An 18,399-nucleotide genomic window follows, 5' to 3' on the forward strand; every position below is an offset into this window, starting at 1 on the left:
TGTCTCAGCGGAAGGATGCGGAGTGGCTGATCAACTTCATGATCAACCCAAAGCAGGTGGTTGACGGAGGGGATGCTTACGCGCAGAAGTTGGTGGAGGAGTCGCGCGGTGTTGTGATGCCGATCGGACCGGGCATGAACCGGTACCGGGCCGAGCAGATTCTCAAGCTGATTGCGGAGGAATCCAAACTGCCGGAGTCGCAATTCAAGGGACTGAAGATTTCGAATGAGCCCTTCACGGAGAGGGACCGGCAGGCGGGCCGTGACCTGTTTGTGGGCAGGAAAACTCTTAAAAACGGGGGTGCGGCCTGTAACAGTTGCCATGCCATGCACGATCTCAGTGCACTCGGCGGTGGCCGCCTGGGCCCGGACCTGACGCGGGTCTACGAGCGGCTCAAGGGCCGGAATGCTGTCGCAGCCTGGCTCTCGGCCCCTGCGACTGAAACGATGCAGCCGATCTTCAGGAATCATCCCCTGGATGCGAGCGAGATTCACGCTCTGACCGCTTGTTTTGAAGCCTCCGCCGATCAGGCGGAATCGTCCCGTTCTCAGGGACGGGTTGCATTTTTGTTGCTGGGACTTGGTCTGGCGGGGGGACTGATCTTTCTGTTCGACACACTGTGGCGGCAGCGTTTCCACGCCATCCGTCGACCGCTGGTCGAGGCCGGTGTTGACGCCGTGCATACACGATTTCAGCATTCACTTCATTCGGAAACGACGTCCGCCGCTGCCGAGCACGAGAAAAGGTGACACATGAGCCTGCTTCGAGATGCCATTGCCTGGATCCGTGACGAAGTGGACCCTCAGGGACGGCAATGGGAGGAATTTTACCGCAATCGCTGGCAGTATGACAAAGTCGTTCGCAGTACTCACGGCGTCAACTGCACCGGCGGCTGCACGTGGAATATCCATGTCAAGGACGGCATCGTCACCTGGGAAATGCAGGGGCTGGACTATCCGCGGCTGGAAGCAGGTCTTCCGCCGTATGAGCCGCGCGGATGTCAGCGCGGGATCTCGTTCAGTTGGTATCTGTACAGTCCGCTGCGGGTGAAATACCCGTACATTCGCGGAGCGCTGCTCGACCTGTGGCGAAAGGCGCGCGCTGATCATGCCGATCCGGTCGATGCCTGGAAGAGTCTGGTGGAAGATCCCGAGGCGAGGCAGCGATGGCAGCGGGCTCGCGGTAAAGGAGGTCTTCGTCGCACCGACTGGAAGACTGCCGTCGAGATCATTGCCGCCTCGATGGTGTATACGATCAAAAAGCACGGACCGGATCGCATCGCCGGATTCTCACCGATTCCGGCCATGTCGATGGTGAGTTACGCCGCCGGTGCGCGACTGATGCAGTTGATCGGCGGCATCTCGCTCTCCTTCTACGACTGGTACTGCGACCTGCCGTCGGCGTCTCCTGAAACTTGGGGTGAGCAGACCGACGTTCAGGAAAGTGCCGACTGGTATCACGCCAAGATGCTGGTCTCGATGGGGGCGAACATCGGTATGACTCGCACGCCGGACTGCCACTTCCTGGCCGAAGGACGGCACAACGGGACCAAGCTGTGGGTCTTCTCACCCGACTTCAACATGGTGGCGAAGTACGCGGACGAATGGGTCGCGGTCAACGCCGGTCAGGACGGTGCCTGGTGGATGGCGGTCAACCATGTGCTGCTGACGGAGTTTCACCACCAGAAGCAGACTCCCTGGTTCATCGACTACGCTAAGAAGTACTCGGACGCACCGTATCTGGTGGAGGTCGTCACGGGCGAGGACGGAATTGATCGCCCCGGTCAGTTGCTGCGGGCCGGTCGGCTGGCGAAGTACGCCGGTGAGGAACACGGCGACTGGAAGTTTCTGATGTGGGACGGTGCGAGCAACGGCCCCAAAATGCCCATGGGCAGTTCCGGATTCCGCTGGGGTAAGACTCCCGGCAAATGGAATCTGTTGCTGCAGGACGGCGTGGACGGCAGCGATATCGATCCGGTGCTGACGTTTCTGACCGAATCCGACGATGTTGCTGAGGTCGCTCTGGACGATTTCGGCGGCGGTAGAGTGTCCAGCGCGGTGTTCCGGTTCGCACCCTGACTACGAGCGGCGAGCAGGTTCGCGTCACGACGGTCTATGATCTGCTCATGGCCGCAATACGGCGTCGGTCGCGGATTACCCGGTGAGTATCCTGCGGACTATGACGACAAGGACGCTCCGTACACGCCCGCCTGGAGTGAAAAATACACCGGCATTGGTCGCGAGAAGTGCTGATTCGATTTGCCCGCGAATGGGCGACGACAGCCGAGCACACGCAGGGGAAGTGCACGATTCTCATTGGTGCCGGAATCAACCACTGGTACCACGCCAACCTGATGTACCGAGCCGGAATTCACGCCCTCATCTTCTGCGGCTGCGTGGGTGTCAACGGCGGCGGGCTGGCTCACTATGTCGGACAGGAGAAGCTCGCCCCGATGGAATCGTGGTCATCCATCGCGCTGGCCAAAGACTGGTTCGGGCCGTCCCGCCTGCAGAATTCTCCGAGTTGGCATTATGTGCATACCGATCAGTGGCGGTATGAAAAGGCGTTCACGGAGTATCATGCATTGCCGAAGAACGGAGGCCCTGCCACAACGGCGCAGGGGCATACGATGGACATGCAGGTGCGGGCCGTGCGGCAGGGCTGGCTGCCGTTCTATCCGCAGTTTCCCGAAAACCCGCTGGACGTCGTCCGGCAGGCCCGCGCTGCCGGGGCCGAGACGCAGGATCAGATTTCGAACTGGGTCGCTCAGCGGCTGCAGTCGAAGGAAATGCAGTTCTCGGTGGAAGACCCCGACGCCGAAGCGAACTGGCCGCGAGTGTGGTTTATCTGGCGGGGCAACGCTCTGATGGCCAGTGCCAAGGGGCACGAATACTTTCTGCGGCATTATCTCGGGACGCATGACAACGCGCTCGGACAGGATCTGGCGCAGGATTCGGTCCATGAGGTCAAATGGCATGAACATGCTCCACGGGGAAAGATGGACCTCGTCGTTGATCTGAACTTCCGAATGGATTCATCGGCTCTGTATTCGGACATCGTGCTTCCGGCCGCGACCTGGTACGAGAAGGCAGACCTGAACTCGACCGACATGCACAGCTTCATTCATCCGCTGTCGCAGGCGGTGCCGCCGTGCTGGGAGTCGAAGAGCGACTGGGCGATCTTCAAAGGGGTGGCGAAGAAGTTTTCCGAACTCGCCGCTCCACACTTCCCCGAACCGGTCGAAGACGTCGTCGCCGCACCGCTGGCGCATGACAGCCCCGCCGAGGTGGCTCAGCCGGACATGAAGCAGTGGATCAATGGCGAATGCCCGGCGATCCCCGGGAAGACGATGCCCGCGTTCCGCGTTGTTTCCCGCGACTATCGCAATGTCCACAAGCAGTTCATTTCGTACGGGCCGCTTGTTCGGGAAAACGGTCTTGCGGCGCACGGCACCGGCTATGCCATTCAGGAGGAGTACGACCGGTATCTGCAGACACACCGCACGGAGACCTGGAACGGCCGGACCTATCCGTCACTCGACCGGGACGTCGACGTCTGTGACGCGATCCTGCACTTTGCCACGGTCACGAACGGTGAACTGGCTTATCGCTCGTACCGGAATATGGAAAAGAAGACGGGTGTGCCGCTGGCGCACCTGGCGGAGAAGAATCGCGGTTTCCTGACGTCCTACGCGGATATTCAAAGTCAGCCGCGACGTTTCATCAACAGTCCGATGTGGTCGGGACTGATCGAAAACGGGCGTTCGTATTCGCCGTACACATACAACGTCGAATCGATGGTTCCGTGGCGGACGCTGACCGGGCGGCAGTCTTTGTACCTGGACCATCCGGTGTACATCGACTTTGGTGAGCATCTGCCGACGTACAAGCCCAAGCCGCTGCCGATGGAGTACGCGGACTTGCGCTTCAGTGAATCCGGACCGGAAGTCGGTCCCACGCTGATGCTCAACTACCTCACGCCGCACGGCAAGTGGCACATCCACTCGACCTACGGCGACAACCAGCGGATGACCACACTGTCGCGGGGAACGTATCCGCTGTGGCTCAACGATCAGGACGCCGCCGACATCGGCATCGCTGACAATGACTGGGTGGAAGTGTTTAACGATCACGGCGTCGTCGTGACCACGGCGGTCGTCAGCGCGCGGATTCCGCGGGGCATCTGCATGCAGTACCACTCGCCGGAGCGGACAATCGGCATTCCGTTGTCACCGCTGCGGAAAAACCGCCGATCGGGCGGGCACAACAGTCTCACCCGCACACGGCTGAAGCCCAACCTTATGGTCGGGGGTTACGGTCAGTTCACGTATCACTTCAATTACTGGGGTCCGGTCGGCTGCAATCGGGATACGCACCTGCTGGTCCGCAAATGTCCGAAGGTTGTTTACTAGGGTTCATGCGCTGCCCTGGGCCTGATCCCCGTCCGCTCACCTGTTTTTCGCCCTCTTGCCGGAACAGCTTCCATGCAGGTTCGCTCCCAGGTTTCGATGGTGTTCCATCTCGACAAATGCATCGGGTGCCACACGTGCAGCGTTGCCTGCAAAAACGTCTGGACCGATCGCAAAGGGGCGGAGTACATGTGGTGGAACAACGTCGAGACGAAACCCGGGACGGGTTATCCAACGAAGTGGGAAGACCAGGAGAAGTATCAGGGAGGCTTCAAAAGCAACGGCAACGGGAAACTGGAGATCCGCTCGACGAGCCGGTCGAGGATCGTGCCCAACATTTTCCACAACCCCCACATGCCGAGCATGGATGATTATTACGAGCCCTGGACTTACGACTATCAGAACCTGTTCAATGCTCCGGAAGGAGCCGATCAGCCGACTGCCGAACCCATTTCGATGATCGATGGTGAGCCGGTTGATATTCAGTCCGGGCCGAACTGGGACGACGATCTCGGCGGATCGCCGATCTATGCCGAAAACGACCCGAATCTCGCGGGGCTGACGGAACAGCAGCGACTGCAGCTCAGCAGCGTCGAGCGTCTGGTGTTCTTCTACCTGCCGCGCATCTGCAATCACTGCCTGAATCCGTGCTGTGTGGCTTCGTGCCCGTCCGGAGCGCTGTACAAGCGAGGCGAGGACGGGATTGTCCTGATCGATCAGCAGAAGTGCCGCGCGTGGCGATCGTGCGTGGCAGCCTGTCCGTATAAGAAGACGTATTTCAACTGGTTCACCGGCAAGAGCGAGAAGTGCATTCTGTGCTACCCGCGACTGGAGACGGGACAGGCGCCGGCGTGTTTTCATTCCTGCGTCGGCCGCATTCGGTATCTCGGCGTCCTGCTGTATGACGCCGAGCGTCTGGAGGAAGTTGCCAAATTGCCCGACGATCAACTGGTCGAAGGGCATCGCGAAATGATTCTTGATCCGTTCGATCCGCAGGTCATCGAGGCGGCGCTGCGAAACGGCGTGACCGAGGCCGTGATCGAATCTGCGCAGAGATCTCCGGTGTACAAGTTCGTCAAGCAGTGGAAGATCGCCCTGCCGCCGCACATCGAGTATCGCACGCTGCCAATGCTGTTCTACGTACCGCCGATGTCGCCCGTACAGGCCAGCAAGCCGGAGGATACGATTCAGCACAACAGTGACAATCTGTTCCACGACATCGATCAGTCGCGCCTGCCGATGAAATTTCTCGCCAATCTCCTGGGTGCCGGTCACGAAGGAGTGGTGCGGTACGCTCTGGCAAAACAGAAGGCCGTCCGCTGGCACCGCCGCGCAGAAACTGTCGGTGACATCGACCGCGACACCGCGGATCGCATGCTGCGTGAAGCCAATTGCACGCGTGAAGAGGCCGACGCCATCTATCAGCTCACCGCGTTGTGCACGTTCGAGGATCGCTTTGTGATTCCGCCGATGCACCGCGAGCAGGCGATCGAAATGATGAAGGAACCGCATGAGCACCGCGAAGAGACCGGTTTCGGTTTCGTCGGCGGACCGAGGAGAGGATTGTAGCATGGCCAGACCGCGCACATTACGAACATTCCGCCAACTGCTCAGCTACCCGGATGAGCAGACGCTGGAGGCCTGCGAACTGCTGTACATCATCCTGCAGTCGGAACTGCCGGATGCGGCGGCCGGCATCGGCCGTTTCGGAGCGTACATCGAACAGCATGAATTGTGGCAGGTGGAAGAGACCTATACGGCGACATTTGACGTCAACCCGGCGTGCATGCGCTGGAGATCGGCTGGCACCTGTTCGGGGAAGAGTATGACCGCGGGTCCTGCTGGTGCGGCTGCGCGAGGAAATGCGGCGATATGGTGTGAGCGAATCGTGCGAACTTCCGGATCACCTGACGCATGTTCTGCCGCTGATCGGCGCCATGCCGGAAGAAGAGGCCGGGCGGTTCGTCACGGCCTGCGTGCAGCCGGCGGTGCTCAAAATGCAACAGGCACTGGCTCGCAGCGACACTCCGTACCGCTGGATCACGGATGCTCTGGCCGCGGTGATTCAGTCGGTGTGGGGCGAGGGGCGGCCGATCACTGACGGTTCCGGACCGCATCGCGCGGACGGCCGGGAGATTCCTGACGGTGTTGATCTGCTGCACGCCTATCCGGCGGCGGATGTGCAGCCGGGCTGCGGCAGCAGTTGTTCCGGAAGTTGCGGGGGAGACGAAGGCGCTGTGCCGTTCGTACCGCTGGGGATGAGCGAATCTGTGTTGAAGGAGATCCGCTGATGCCGGTTCGACCGATTGATCAGTTTCTGTTCATCGCACTTCCCTATGTGTGTCTGTTCACGTTTTTTCTGATGACGATCTATCGTTATCGGGCGCAGTCGTTCTCCTATTCGAGCCTGTCGAGCCAGTTCCTGGAGAACAAACAGCACTTTTGGGTGGTGGTACCGTTTCATTACGGCATTCTGGCGGTGACGGCAGGACACCTCATCGCCTTTCTGATCCCGCGGTCAATCCTCGCGTGGAACAGCCACCCGCTGAGATTGTACGTGCTGGAGATTTCTGCGCTGGCCTGCGGCCTGCTGACACTGATCGGACTGTTGGGGCTGATGTCCCGCCGGGCGACAACGGCCCGCATTCGCAAGGTCACTTCGGTGAATGACTGGGTGCTGCTGGGCATGCTGCTGGTGCAGACCGCAAGTGGTGTGCTGATTGCCCTGTTTCATCCGTGGGGATCGTCGTGGTTCGCCACGAATCTGTCTCCGTATCTGTGGTCGATCTTTCTGCTCAGCCCCGACGTCAGCTACGTGTCAGCCATGCCGCATGCGGTCAAGCTGCACATCGTGCTGGCATTTCTGACGATCGGATTCTTCCCATTCACACGCCTGGTGCACCTGCTCGTGGTGCCGAACCCGTATTTGTGGCGAAAGACGCAGGTCGTTCGCTGGTACGGTCGCAGGTAGATTCCTGCCAACGGAGAGGTAATGACTGCCCAGGAAAAACAACCGGATTCCGGTGGTCGCTATGCGTGGTGGATTCTGGCGATGAACACGTTTGCGTTCACCGTTTGTTTCGCCGTGTGGATGATGAACGGAGTGCTGGTGACATATCTGGTCGACAACGGGGTCTTCCGCTGGAGTCCGTCAGAGATCGGCTGGATCATCGGCATCCCGGTGCTGACAGGAGCCATCTTTCGGCTCCCGCTGGGCATTGCCACGGATCAATACGGCGGCCGCATCGTGATGGGGGTGTTGCTGCTGCTGTGTGCCGTTCCCACGTACCTCGTCAGCGCCTGCAACAACTACTGGCAGTTCTGTCTGGCGGGGCTGGGCTTCGGTCTTGTGGGAACGAGCTTTGCCGTGGGAATTGCCTACACGTCAGTCTGGTTTCCTGCACATCGCCAGGGAACCGCCCTGGGCATCTTCGGCGCGGGAAATGCCGGCGCAGCGTTGACCAGTCTGGGGGCTCCGCATCTTCTGCGGTGGCTGACGAACTACGGCGAGAATCCGGAGGCCTGGCGGACGCTTCCGAAAATCTACGCGGCGATTCTCGCAGTGACGGGCGTCATTTTTCTGGCAACCACCCGCACGAAGCTCGCCCGCGGCGCAAACAAATCGATGTCGCAGCGGCTTGCACCGCTCCGCTCGATACGCGTGTGGCGGTTCGGCCTGTATTACTTCTACGTGTTCGGCGGTTTCGTCGCACTCGCTCAGTGGCTGGTGCCTTATTACGTCAACGCCTATGGCATGACCGTGGCACTGGCGGGCGCACTGGCAGCCTGCAACAGTCTGCCTTCCGGAGTCATCCGGGCACTGGGCGGCTGGATGTCGGATGTCTGGGGAGCGCGTCTGGTGATGTATTGGGTGCTGGGCCTGTCGCTGATCTGCTGCCTGCTGCTGATCGTGCCTCAAATGGATATCCATGCTCCCGGAAGCGGCGTGATGGCGCGTGCTGCGGGGACCGTGACGGCAGTCACGCCGGAGCAGATTATGGTGGATTCGCCGAAGCTGGGAGAGATGCAGTATTCGCTGAAACCAAAGGTCGGAGAACTGGTCTCCCGCGAGGAACGTCACTCGGGAATGCTGATTCTTCCCCGAGCGATGAGCTGGCAGGAACCGGCGGTTGCCGTCGGCGGGCAGGTGCAGAAAAAGGAGGTCCTTGCTCGCGGCATGACGCACATTTTTTCCAGGCAAACGTCTGGGTCTTCACGGTGCTCAGCATCATCCTGGGGACGGTCATGGGCATCGGCAAGGCGGCTGTCTACAAACACATTCCCGATTACTTCCCGGACGACGTCGGCGTCGTCGGCGGGATCGTCGGCGTTCTCGGCGGTCTGGGCGGATTCATCTGTCCCGTGATTTTCGGGTACATGCTGCAGTGGACCGGACTGTGGACATCGTGTTGGATGTTTTTCTTTGTGCTGGTCGCGGTCTGTCTGGGCTGGATGCACCTGGTGATCGCCCGCATGCTGAAATCCGAAGTTCCTGATCTGGCACATCGAATCGAGTAAACCCGCTATGGCCCGAACACCTGAACGCTGGGATGTGGAAGACGACGCCTTCTGGGAATCGGAGGGGCGGGTGATTGCGAACCGCAATCTGTGGATCTCGATCCCGAACCTGTTGTGCGGGTTCTCCGTGTGGCTGTACTGGGGCATGGTTGTGAAGATCATGCAGCGGCTGCACTTTGCCAACCCGGAACTGTTCAACTTTACCTTCCGGAACAACGGTCAGAGCTACGACGAAGCGGGTTATCGGGCGCTGTTGTTTACGCTGCCGGCGGTGGCGGGACTGGCCGGGGCGACGCTTCGCATTCCGAACTCGTTTATGATCGCCATCTGCGGCGGGCGCAACGTCAAGTTCATGACGACGGTCATGCTGATCATTCCCGCGGTCGCCGCGGGGCTCGCGCTGCGGGATCCCGCCACACCGTTCACCACATTCATCGTGCTGGCGGCACTGTCCGGTGTCGGGGGCGGTGCATTCGCGTCCAGCATGTCGAACATCTCGTTCTTCTTTCCGAAGCGGCAGCAGGGGCTGGCACTGGGACTTAATGCCGGGCTGGGCAACGCCGGCGTGAGCGTGATGCAGTTTCTGATTCCGTGGGTGATCACGTTCGGTCTGTTCGGCGGCGCGGGCGGCGAACCGCAGGTAAGTTCGTCGCCGAAGGCAGGACGCAGGAGTTGTGGATTCAGAACGCCGCGCTGGTGTGGGTGCCGATCATGACGGTGCTGGCAATTCTGGCCTGGATTTTCATGAACAACCTGCCACAGCATGACTGTGGTCCGACGCCGTCCGCCATCGGGAAATATCTGTGGCTGCAGGGGATCGGCTTCCTGGGCTCGGCGGCTGGTGTCGTCCTGCTGATTCTGGTCCCGATGCCCGTGCCCGAATTGGTTCGGATCTTCCTGGTCCTGATTGCAACAGTCGCCGCAACGATGCTCGGGATGAAGTTCCTCACACCGAAGACGATTCAGGAGCCGCTCAATCGCCAGTTTGCAATTTTCAGAAACAAGCACAACTGGATCATGACATGGCTGTACGTGATGACGTTCGGTTCGTTCATCGGGTATTCCAACGCCTTTCCGAAACTGATCGACGATGTGTTCGTAACGCCGACAAACGGACTGATCACGTCGAATTACATCTGGATCGGGGCGGCCGTCGGGGCACTGATTCGTCCCGTCGGGGGCTGGCTGTCTGACAAACTCGGAGGCGCCCGCGTGACTCAGTGGGACACATGGATCATGGTCGTCTCAACAATTCTTGCCGGTTACATCGTGTCTCTGGCGGGCAAGAGTGAAACTCCGGAGAAGTATTTCATTCCGTTTCTGGTCACATTCATTGTGCTGTTCGCAACGACGGGGATCGGTAACGGATCGACCTTCCGCATGATTCCGATCATCTTCTCGAAGGAGCAGGCGGGACCGGTCCTCGGCTGGACATCCGCGATTGCTGCCTACGGGGCGTACCTCATTCCGACGATCTTCGCGACACAAATTGAGTCGGGCACGCCGGAGTACGCGCGCTGTACGGATTCGCCGTTTACTACGCGAGCTGTCTGCTGGTGAACTGGTGGTATTACGCACGGAAGAATGCGGAGATCAAATGCTGATCGACATGGTGACGGAGTGGAGCGACGAAAAAGAGGGCGACGGGAATCACGAGGACGACAGGAATGATGCCGCGAAGCGTGATCAATCTTGTGCTGCTGATCGGCTTGGCCTATGCACTGGTTGTGCTGGGAGCGGCGGCCAGTACCTGGCGGCTGCCCGATGATGAACGGGGTACGCGCCGCAGCAGCCGATTGCCTATTCGCACCGTCTGCATGCCGGAGAACTGGGAATTGACTGCCGGTTTTGCCATTCCGCGGCCGAACGGGGTCGGCATGCAGGGATTCCTGCGGCCGACGTCTGCCTGAAGTGCCATAAGTACGTCACCGGTTCGTTTGAACTATTGCAGCAGGAACTGACCAGAGCGGACAAAGAAAAACGAAAGCCGCAGACCATCATTTCCGACGATCTGCGACCGTTCTACGCAGCACTCGGAATCGAAAACCCGCAGCAGCCGGTGCTCGATCCAGAGGCGGGTATTCCGTGGGTGCGGGTCCACAATCTCCCGGACTACGTCGCGTTCGATCATCGGTCGCATGTGGCCGCGGGGAGTGTCCTGTCAGAAGTGTCACGGACCGGTGGAATCGATGGAACGGATTCGTCAGGTCGAATCGCTGTCGATGGGCTGGTGTGTGGTGTCATCGTGAAGCAACGGAACAGGGCATCAACGGTCACCCTGTCAATGCTTCGCTGAATTGTTCGACCTGCCACTACTGAGCCTCAACCATGACCGATGCAGCTCAACCGATTTACTGGAAAAGCCTTTCCGTACTCAACGGTGCGAACGGAAGAACCGGTCTGCAGCAGCAGCCCGGCCGCCGTCCCGAACCGGCTGCGGGAATGAGCCGCCGACATTTTCTCGAAGTCGCCGGGTTCTCACTTTCCCTAAGCACCTTTGTCGGCTGTGGTCGAGCGCCGGTCGCGATCGCCCTGCCTCTGGTCGAGCAGCCTGAAGGCACGATTCCGGGCCGGGCTCTGCACTTTGCCACCACGTGCGGCGGATGTACCGCCGGCTGCGGACTGCTGGCGACAGTACGCGATGGTCGACCGCTGAAGATGGAAGGACTCCCGGAACATCCCGGATCACGCGGCGGACTCTGCGCTGTCGGCCAGGCGCAGACGATCGGTCTGTACGACAGCCTGCGTTTCACACAACCGCTGGTCGGTCAGCAGCAGAGTGACTGGGAAACCATTGATAAGCAGATCATCGCGGCCCTGGAAAAGCTGCGATCGGGCGGTGGAGCCGTTCGGTTGGTAACCGGCACGGTGACCAGCCCGACGCTGAAGGCAGCCATCGACGCATTTCTCGGTTCGTTCGCGGACGCACGCCACGTGGTATGGGACGCCGTCAGCAGTTCCGCGATTCTCGACGCACACGCAAAGACGCAGGGAGTTCGTGTGTTGCCGCAATACCGATTTGATCAGGCGGAAGTCATCGTCTCCCTGGGTGCCGACTTTCTGGGTACGTGGATCTCTCCCGTTGAATTCACCGCCGGATGGCGAACGCGACGATCGCCGACGCCGGAGCATCCGGAGATGTCGTGGCACGCCCAGCTTGAAGGACGAATGTCACTCAGCGGCTGCAAAGCCGACCGGCGCATACGTGTTTCGCCACACAACTACGGTGCCGTGCTGAGTCGACTTTATGTTGATCTGTCCGCCCGTGCGGGAACACCCGTCGACTCCGCCGAATCGCAGCAGCACGTTTTGGCGGATCCGACGCACGAGGAACTGGCCGACCGGTTGTGGAACGCCCGCGGAAGCGCGCTGGTAATCTCTGACAGCCAGGATGTCCGCGTGCAGGTCCTGGTAAACGGCATCAATCATCTGCTGCAGGGATATGGAGCCACTCTGAACGTCGAACGCCCCAGCTTTCAGAAACAGGGAAGCGACGCGGCTCTGCTGCAATTGCTGGAGGAACTGAAGTCCGGCAGCGTGCAGGCGCTGTTCGTCTGCGGCGTTGATCCGATTCACAGTCTGCCCGATGCGAAGGGGCTGACGGAAGCCATCGGGAAGGTGCCGCTGGTCGTCAGCACGGCTGAGCGTGAAGATGACTTCTCGGTACTGGCAGGCTATGTCTGTCCGGACCATCATCCGCTGGAGTCGTGGCTGGATGCTGAACCGGTCGATGGGCAACTCAGTCTGTCGCAGCCGCTGCTGCAGCCCCTCGGTCAGACGCGATCGCTTCTCGAGTCGCTGGCGGCCTGGACCGGGACACCGGCAACGGCACAGGAGATCCTGCAGCGACACTGGCGTGAACAGATACTTCCGCGGGCCGAAGCACAGGAGTTTCAGCAGTTCTGGGACCGGTCGCTGCACGACGGCGTGGTCACCGTGCCGCCGAACGGAGTCGCGGTCGGGGAGTTTCAGTCATCGGCAGTGGACCTGCTTCCGGCAGAGGAGGAAGGGTGGGGGCTGGAACTCTTTTCCCGAGTCGGATTGCCCTGCAGCCGCCACGCTCACAATCCCTGGCTGCAGGAACTTCCGGACCCGATTACAAAGACGACCTGGGACAACTTTGTCGCCCTGTCACCGAAAGCTGCCGCCGAATTGGGTGTGACCGACGGCGATCTCGTTCGCGTGTCGTTGCCCGACAACGGCGATGCCGTGGAACTGCCCGCCGTCGTTCAGCCGGGACAGCACGATCGGGTCGTCGCCATTCCGCTCGGTTACGGTGTGCGCGGGACCGATCGGTTTTCCCACATCGGCCCCCGATGGCTCGAAGCTCGTCCCACAGTCGCTCGGGGTGAGCGAATCGGAAAGAACGCTGCGCCGCTGTTGGCGCTGGAGTCGGACAGCGTGCGGTATTTCCGCAGCGGTGTGAAGGTCACCGCGACCGGCCGGCATTATGACCTCGCGACGACTCAGGAACACCACTCGCTGGAAGTCCCGCCGCGCGTGGCACCGCATGGTGCCGGGATGCGGGAGCCGATCCAGGAGACGACGCTGCCGCAGTTTGCCGCAGATCCGTCGGCAGGAACTCCGCAGCACCACGAATTCGGGCCGGATTTGTGGCCCGACGATCACCCCCGCACGGGGCACGCCTGGGGAATGGTGATTGATCTGAACGCCTGCACGGGCTGTTCGGCCTGCGTGATTGCCTGTCAGGCGGAAAACAACGTTCCCGTCGTCGGCCGGGACGAAGTGCTGCGGCAGCGCGAAATGCACTGGATCCGGCTGGACCGGTATTACTCAGGTGACGGCGACGACGTTGATGTCGCGCATCAGCCGATGATGTGCCAGCACTGCGGGAACGCTCCCTGTGAAACGGTCTGTCCGGTTCTCGCGACGGTCCACAGTGATGAAGGACTGAACGATCAGGCTTACAACCGCTGCGTCGGCACGCGGTACTGCGCCAACAACTGCCCGTATAAGGTGCGCCGCTTCAACTGGTTCGATTATCCGCACGAGGATTCGCTGCAGAATCTGGTTCTCAATCCGGACGTGACGGTTCGTGCACGCGGGGTGATGGAGAAGTGCTCGATGTGCGTGCAGCGGATCGAAGAGGGCAAGGCGGAGGCCTCGCGACTGGGGATGCCCGTCGCCGACGGATCCATTCGTACAGCCTGCCAGCAGTCGTGTCCGGCACAGGCAATCGTCTTCGGTGACATGAATGACTCGGAAAGCGCGGTGTCGCAGGCAGCGGCGGGTCCCGGGAGGTTTGGTGTGCTGGAGGAATTCAATTTCCGGCCGGCGGTCTCATACCTGCGGACTGTGAGAAACCGAGCGGATGCTGAGACGGACTCACATTCCGGAGAGGAGTCCGACTCATGTCTAGCACTCCTCCTCACTTCGTCCTCCGCTGATCTCCGGCGAAAAATCTCTCGCCGACGTGACGAATGACATCTGCGCACCCATGGAGGCACAGCCCACCGCCTGGTGGTGGGGAGCGTTCGCGGCGGCAGTGACGGCACTTGTTGTCGGAATTGCAGCGGTGTGGTATCAGCTCGCGGTCGGCATCGGCACCTGGGGACTCAACAAAACGGTCGGCTGGGGTTTCGACATCACCAACTTCGTCTTCTGGGTCGGAATCGGACACGCCGGCACGCTGATTTCGGCCGTGCTGTTCCTGTTCCGACAGAAGTGGCGCACGGCCGTCAACCGCTCCGCCGAAGCCATGGCGATCTTCGCCGTCTGTTGTGCGGGAATCTTTCCGCTGATTCACATGGGCCGCACATGGCTGGCTTACTGGATGCTTCCTTATCCCAACACTCGCGGCTCGTTGTGGCTGAACTTCAAATCGCCGCTGTTATGGGATGTGTTCGCAATCTCGACCTATCTCGCGATTTCGGCCGTGTTCTGGTACGTCGGGCTGATTCCCGACCTCGCCACAATCCGCGACCGATCGGCGCCTGGCTGGCCGGCACGCGCATCACAGGATTGCTCTCGCTTGGCTGGGACGGATCCGCTCACACCTGGCAGCCGCTATGAAACGGTGTACATGCTGCTGGCGGGACTGGCGACGCCGCTGGTTTTTTCGGTCCATACGATTGTGAGTATGGACTTTGCGACATCCGTTATACCCGGCTGGCATACCACGATTTTCCCTCCGTACTTTGTGGCGGGGCGATTTTCAGCGGACTGGCGATGGTAATCACTCTGATGATTATCGCTCGCAAGACCATGCGGCTGGAAGCCTATGTGACGCACACTCATATCGAGCGTATGGCACTGCTGATGCTGTCCATGGGCAGCATTGTCGGGCTTGCGTACGGAACGGAGTTCTTCATGGCTGCCTACAGCGGCAATCCGTATGAACAGTTCGTTTTTCTTAACCGGGCAGCGGGACCGATGGCCGGGCCTACTGGACCATGGTGACCTGCAATGTTGTGATCCCGCAGTTGCTGTGGTTTCGATCCGTGCGAACGAAGTTGCCTCTGGTGTTTGTGATCGCGATCCTGGTGAACGTCGGCATGTGGTTTGAGCGGTTTGTGATCATCGTGACCAGTCTGCATCGCGATTTCCTGCCGTCGAGCTGGGCACATTACGCACCGACGACAATCGAAATCGCCACATTCATCGGCAGCTTCGGGCTGTTCTTCACCTGCTTTCTGCTGTTCTGTCGAATTGCCCCGGCGATCGCCATCGCTGAGGTCAAAGGGGCCGCCCATCTGCCCAAAGTGCCCGTTCCGCAAACGGCACGGGAGGAACGAGCCGCATGAGCCAACGGTTTCTGCAATCCAGTTTCCGTCACGAGTCTGACCTGCTGGCCGCGGTTGATGCGGTCCGCCGGAGAGGATGGAAAATCGTTGACGCGTACACTCCGTATGCCGTTCACGGACTGGACCGGGCGATGGGACTTCGCCCGTCACGTCTCCCGTGGGTCTGCCTGCTCGGCGGTTTGATCGGGGCGGTCGGCATGCTGTGGTTCGAGCACTGGACGATGGCGATTGCCTGGCCGGTCAACGTGGGCGGCAAGCCGTGGAATTCCCTTCCGTCAGACGCACCGGTGGCCTTCGAAGCCGCCGTACTGCTGGCGAGTTCGGTTCGGTCTTTGCCCTGTTCGCTGTCAGTCGGTTGTATCCCGGCCGTCGCGCTTCGGGTTCCCGATCGGCGCAACACCGACGACCGGTTTGTGCTGCTGATCACTCAGACAGACGCGGCCTTCGACTTTCCCGGGCGGCTCGTTTCCTGCAAGAGTTTCGACGCTGTGGACACTCACGAATTCGTTGACGACGGAGGCCGCGAATGAATTCCCATCGCCTGACGATCGTTCTGTCAGCGGCGCTTGTTGGCGGTTCTCGCCCTGATGGCACTTGCGGGTCACGACCTGACGCAGCCAAACCGCGAGTTCCTGCCGGATATGAAACGATCCGCGCTGCAGGCATTTGAAGCGACTGCCGTGTTCCCCAACGGCCGCTGCCAGCAGACCCACGTTCCCGGGACAATTCCGCGAGGAATTCTCCCGCTGCACTATACAGCCGCCAAAGAGGACGCTGTCCGGGCGGGCGATGAACTGGTCAATCCGTACCATCAGCCCGCTGCTGACTCGCCCGCGCGTGAAAACGAGCCGGCAACCGTACCGGTCAGCGAGCCGGCAACGGGGCCGGTCGGTAAGCCGGCGGGGAATTCGGCGACGGGCCCGGCCGCGGAACTGACCGCGTCAACGCAGCGGGGTGAAGCGGTTTACCGGATCTACTGCGTGTCGTGTCATGGTCCCGGCGGTGCGGGTGACGGGCCGGTGGCTCAGCCGCGGCTTTCCGCCACCTCCGCCGCTGCCGACGGGCAAGTCCGTTCAGATGAAAGACGGACACCTGTTTCACATCCTGACGTACGGCCGGGAAGTATGGCTCCGATGACAGCGCGCTCGATCGGAACCAGCGGTGGGACGTCATCAACTTTGTACGTTCCCTCCAGGCAAAGGTTGCCGCTGCCGCCGCCGCCTCTGCCGGCGCGGCTGCTCCTCCCGCAGGCGATGCTTCGTCCGATTCTCCTTCTCGAACCCAGCCATGATGAGTGCTGTTGACAGCAGGGATCTTCCCGCAACACGGTTTCGGTCGGCGTTCGCGGTTGCTCTGGCCGGGATGGCTGCGATCGGAATCTCCGCGACCGTCGCGCCGGAACGTGCCTGGGCCGGTGCGCTGCTGACGGCTTACTACCTGTTGACGCTCGGCCTGGGCGGCGCCGTGTTTATTGCTGTGGCGAATGTCACCGGTGCCGGTTGGCACACGGCAATCCGCCGCGTCCCCGAAGCTCTGGCCGGGCTGCTGCCTGTCGGCGGCCTGCTCGTACTCACACTGCTGTTTGTGCAGTTGCCGCGTTACAGTTGGCATGCTCACGGCCACGGTGATCCGGGCACGTTCTGGTTTAAGGAAAGGTGGCTGTCACCCGCATTCCTCAGCATTCGGGCGGTTGTTTATGTGGGCCTGTGGTTCGCATTTACAACTCGTCTGGTTTCGATGTCGAGGATCAGGACCGGCTGCTTACTACTGCATCGCACCGCACGGGAGTCGCAACTTCCGCCGTCTTTCTGGCTCTGTTTGCCGTCACCTTTTCGCTGGCATCGATCGACTGGATCATGGCACTGGAACCGCTCTGGTTCAGCACCATGTGGGGTGTTTACCATTTCTCCGGCATGTTTCAGGCAGCGCTTGGCCGGTTTAGTGATCGGCGGTGTGTTCCTGCGTCGCAACGGGCCGCTGCAGGGGGTATTCCGAGACGAACACCTGCACGATCTGGGCAAACTGCTGCTGGGATTCAGTTGCTTCTGGATGTACATCTGGTTCTGTCAGTACATGCTGATCTGGTATTCGAACATCCCGGAGGAGACGGTCTACTTCGCCCGCCGACTTCAGGGAGGCTGGGGGCCGATGGTCATCGCGAGTCTGGTGCTGAACTGGGTGATTCCGTTCTTCGTGCTGCTGCCGCGGGAGAGTAAACGCAGCGAGAAGATCATGCTGCGGGTGGCATGGATCGTGCTCATCGGACGCTGGATCGATCTGTCGGTGATGATCTATCCCCCGTGGTCGGCGATGTTCCCGCTTTGGGAATTCCTGAAATCGCCGGAATCGTCGCGGGAATGAGCCTGGCATTCCGACTGTTCGACGTCTCATTCCGCCGAGCCGCCCCGGTGCCGCTGCAGGATCCGCTTCTGCAGGAAAGCCTGCAATACATGAATTGATGCCCCTGCGAGCATCAGGCTTTCGTCAATTCCCCCGGGAGTCAGGAAACGCCGGGAAGCGTCAACACACTGAGTGGTACTTCGGCTTTGTCAGCAGCTCTCGTTGGTGACAGACAGGTGCTGCAGAGCAGTCGTCGAGCGCGCGACCCAAACGCCACGTCCTTCCGCCTCGGGGCACGTATTCCGCGCTCGCTGCTTCTCCCGACATCCCGACACTCCCACTTCACATTCACGTCACCTGCTTCTTCGG

18 protein-coding genes are annotated in these 18,399 nt (G+C 60.6%); all 18 read left to right on the plus strand.

Translation table 11 applies throughout. The features are described 5' to 3' along the window. Positions 1-749 (plus strand): hypothetical protein (locus R3C19_24640; protein ID MEZ6063550.1); only part of this gene is annotated, 749 nt, incomplete at its 5' end. Positions 750-752: 3 nt separating this feature from the next. Beyond that, complete coding sequence (locus tag R3C19_24645) at positions 753-2,078, plus strand: molybdopterin-dependent oxidoreductase (protein ID MEZ6063551.1); 1,326 nt, start codon at positions 753-755, stop codon at positions 2,076-2,078. Between the two features lie 36 nt (positions 2,079-2,114). Then, complete coding sequence (locus R3C19_24650; GenBank protein ID MEZ6063552.1) at positions 2,115-2,252, plus strand: hypothetical protein; 138 nt, start codon at positions 2,115-2,117, stop codon at positions 2,250-2,252. After that, complete coding sequence (locus R3C19_24655; GenBank protein MEZ6063553.1) at positions 2,246-4,411, plus strand: molybdopterin-dependent oxidoreductase; 2,166 nt, start codon at positions 2,246-2,248, stop codon at positions 4,409-4,411. Before R3C19_24650 ends, R3C19_24655 begins: the two co-directional genes overlap by 7 nt. 72 nt (positions 4,412-4,483) lie before the next feature. Further along, positions 4,484-5,977: a nitrate reductase subunit beta gene (gene narH / locus R3C19_24660; protein ID MEZ6063554.1), complete on the plus strand. Its 1,494-nt coding sequence runs from the start codon at positions 4,484-4,486 to the stop codon at positions 5,975-5,977. A 308-nt stretch (positions 5,978-6,285) separates the two neighbouring features. Then, positions 6,286-6,699, plus strand: coding sequence for a hypothetical protein (locus R3C19_24665; protein ID MEZ6063555.1), 414 nt, complete (start codon positions 6,286-6,288; stop codon positions 6,697-6,699). Then, entirely contained in the window at positions 6,699-7,379 is a 681-nt protein-coding gene (gene narI / locus R3C19_24670; protein MEZ6063556.1) for a respiratory nitrate reductase subunit gamma, read from the plus strand. The genes R3C19_24665 and narI overlap by 1 nt, the downstream gene beginning before the upstream one ends. Positions 7,380-7,400: 21 nt before the next feature. Next, positions 7,401-8,774, plus strand: coding sequence for an MFS transporter (locus R3C19_24675; GenBank protein MEZ6063557.1), 1,374 nt, complete (start codon positions 7,401-7,403; stop codon positions 8,772-8,774). Positions 8,775-8,785: 11 nt separating this feature from the next. Beyond that, a complete protein-coding gene (locus R3C19_24680) occupies positions 8,786-8,926 on the plus strand; it encodes a hypothetical protein (protein MEZ6063558.1) in 141 nt (46 codons plus the stop codon). Positions 8,927-8,933: 7 nt separating this feature from the next. Further along, on the plus strand, positions 8,934-9,641 hold the full coding sequence (locus R3C19_24685; protein ID MEZ6063559.1) for a hypothetical protein: 708 nt from the start codon (positions 8,934-8,936) through the stop codon (positions 9,639-9,641). After that, the gene (locus R3C19_24690; GenBank protein ID MEZ6063560.1) at positions 9,599-10,486 is read left to right on the plus strand and encodes a hypothetical protein; all 888 of its coding nucleotides are present in this window, start codon (positions 9,599-9,601) and stop codon (positions 10,484-10,486) included. Before R3C19_24685 ends, R3C19_24690 begins: the two co-directional genes overlap by 43 nt. 107 nt (positions 10,487-10,593) lie before the next feature. Next, positions 10,594-10,836, plus strand: a complete 243-nt coding sequence (locus R3C19_24695) for a hypothetical protein (GenBank protein MEZ6063561.1) — start codon at positions 10,594-10,596, stop codon at positions 10,834-10,836. 418 nt (positions 10,837-11,254) lie between these two features. After that, positions 11,255-14,371 carry a 4Fe-4S dicluster domain-containing protein gene (locus R3C19_24700; GenBank protein MEZ6063562.1) on the plus strand — a complete coding sequence of 1,039 codons (3,117 nt, stop codon included), beginning with the start codon at positions 11,255-11,257 and terminating at the stop codon, positions 14,369-14,371. 13 nt (positions 14,372-14,384) lie between these two features. Beyond that, entirely contained in the window at positions 14,385-15,122 is a 738-nt protein-coding gene (nrfD, locus tag R3C19_24705) for an NrfD/PsrC family molybdoenzyme membrane anchor subunit (protein MEZ6063563.1), read from the plus strand. Continuing rightward, the gene (locus tag R3C19_24710) at positions 15,116-15,346 is read left to right on the plus strand and encodes a hypothetical protein (GenBank protein MEZ6063564.1); all 231 of its coding nucleotides are present in this window, start codon (positions 15,116-15,118) and stop codon (positions 15,344-15,346) included. Before nrfD ends, R3C19_24710 begins: the two co-directional genes overlap by 7 nt. Then, entirely contained in the window at positions 15,340-15,690 is a 351-nt protein-coding gene (locus R3C19_24715; GenBank protein MEZ6063565.1) for a hypothetical protein, read from the plus strand. The genes R3C19_24710 and R3C19_24715 overlap by 7 nt, the downstream gene beginning before the upstream one ends. Further along, positions 15,687-16,220, plus strand: a complete 534-nt coding sequence (locus R3C19_24720) for a DUF3341 domain-containing protein (protein ID MEZ6063566.1) — start codon at positions 15,687-15,689, stop codon at positions 16,218-16,220. Before R3C19_24715 ends, R3C19_24720 begins: the two co-directional genes overlap by 4 nt. A 757-nt stretch (positions 16,221-16,977) precedes the next feature. Further along, positions 16,978-18,051: a hypothetical protein gene (locus R3C19_24725; protein MEZ6063567.1), complete on the plus strand. Its 1,074-nt coding sequence runs from the start codon at positions 16,978-16,980 to the stop codon at positions 18,049-18,051. Positions 18,052-18,399: the final 348 nt, after the last annotated feature.

Source organism: Planctomycetaceae bacterium (genome assembly GCA_041398785.1).
In the GTDB taxonomy this organism is placed as follows: Bacteria; Planctomycetota; Planctomycetia; order Planctomycetales; family Planctomycetaceae; genus JAWKUA01.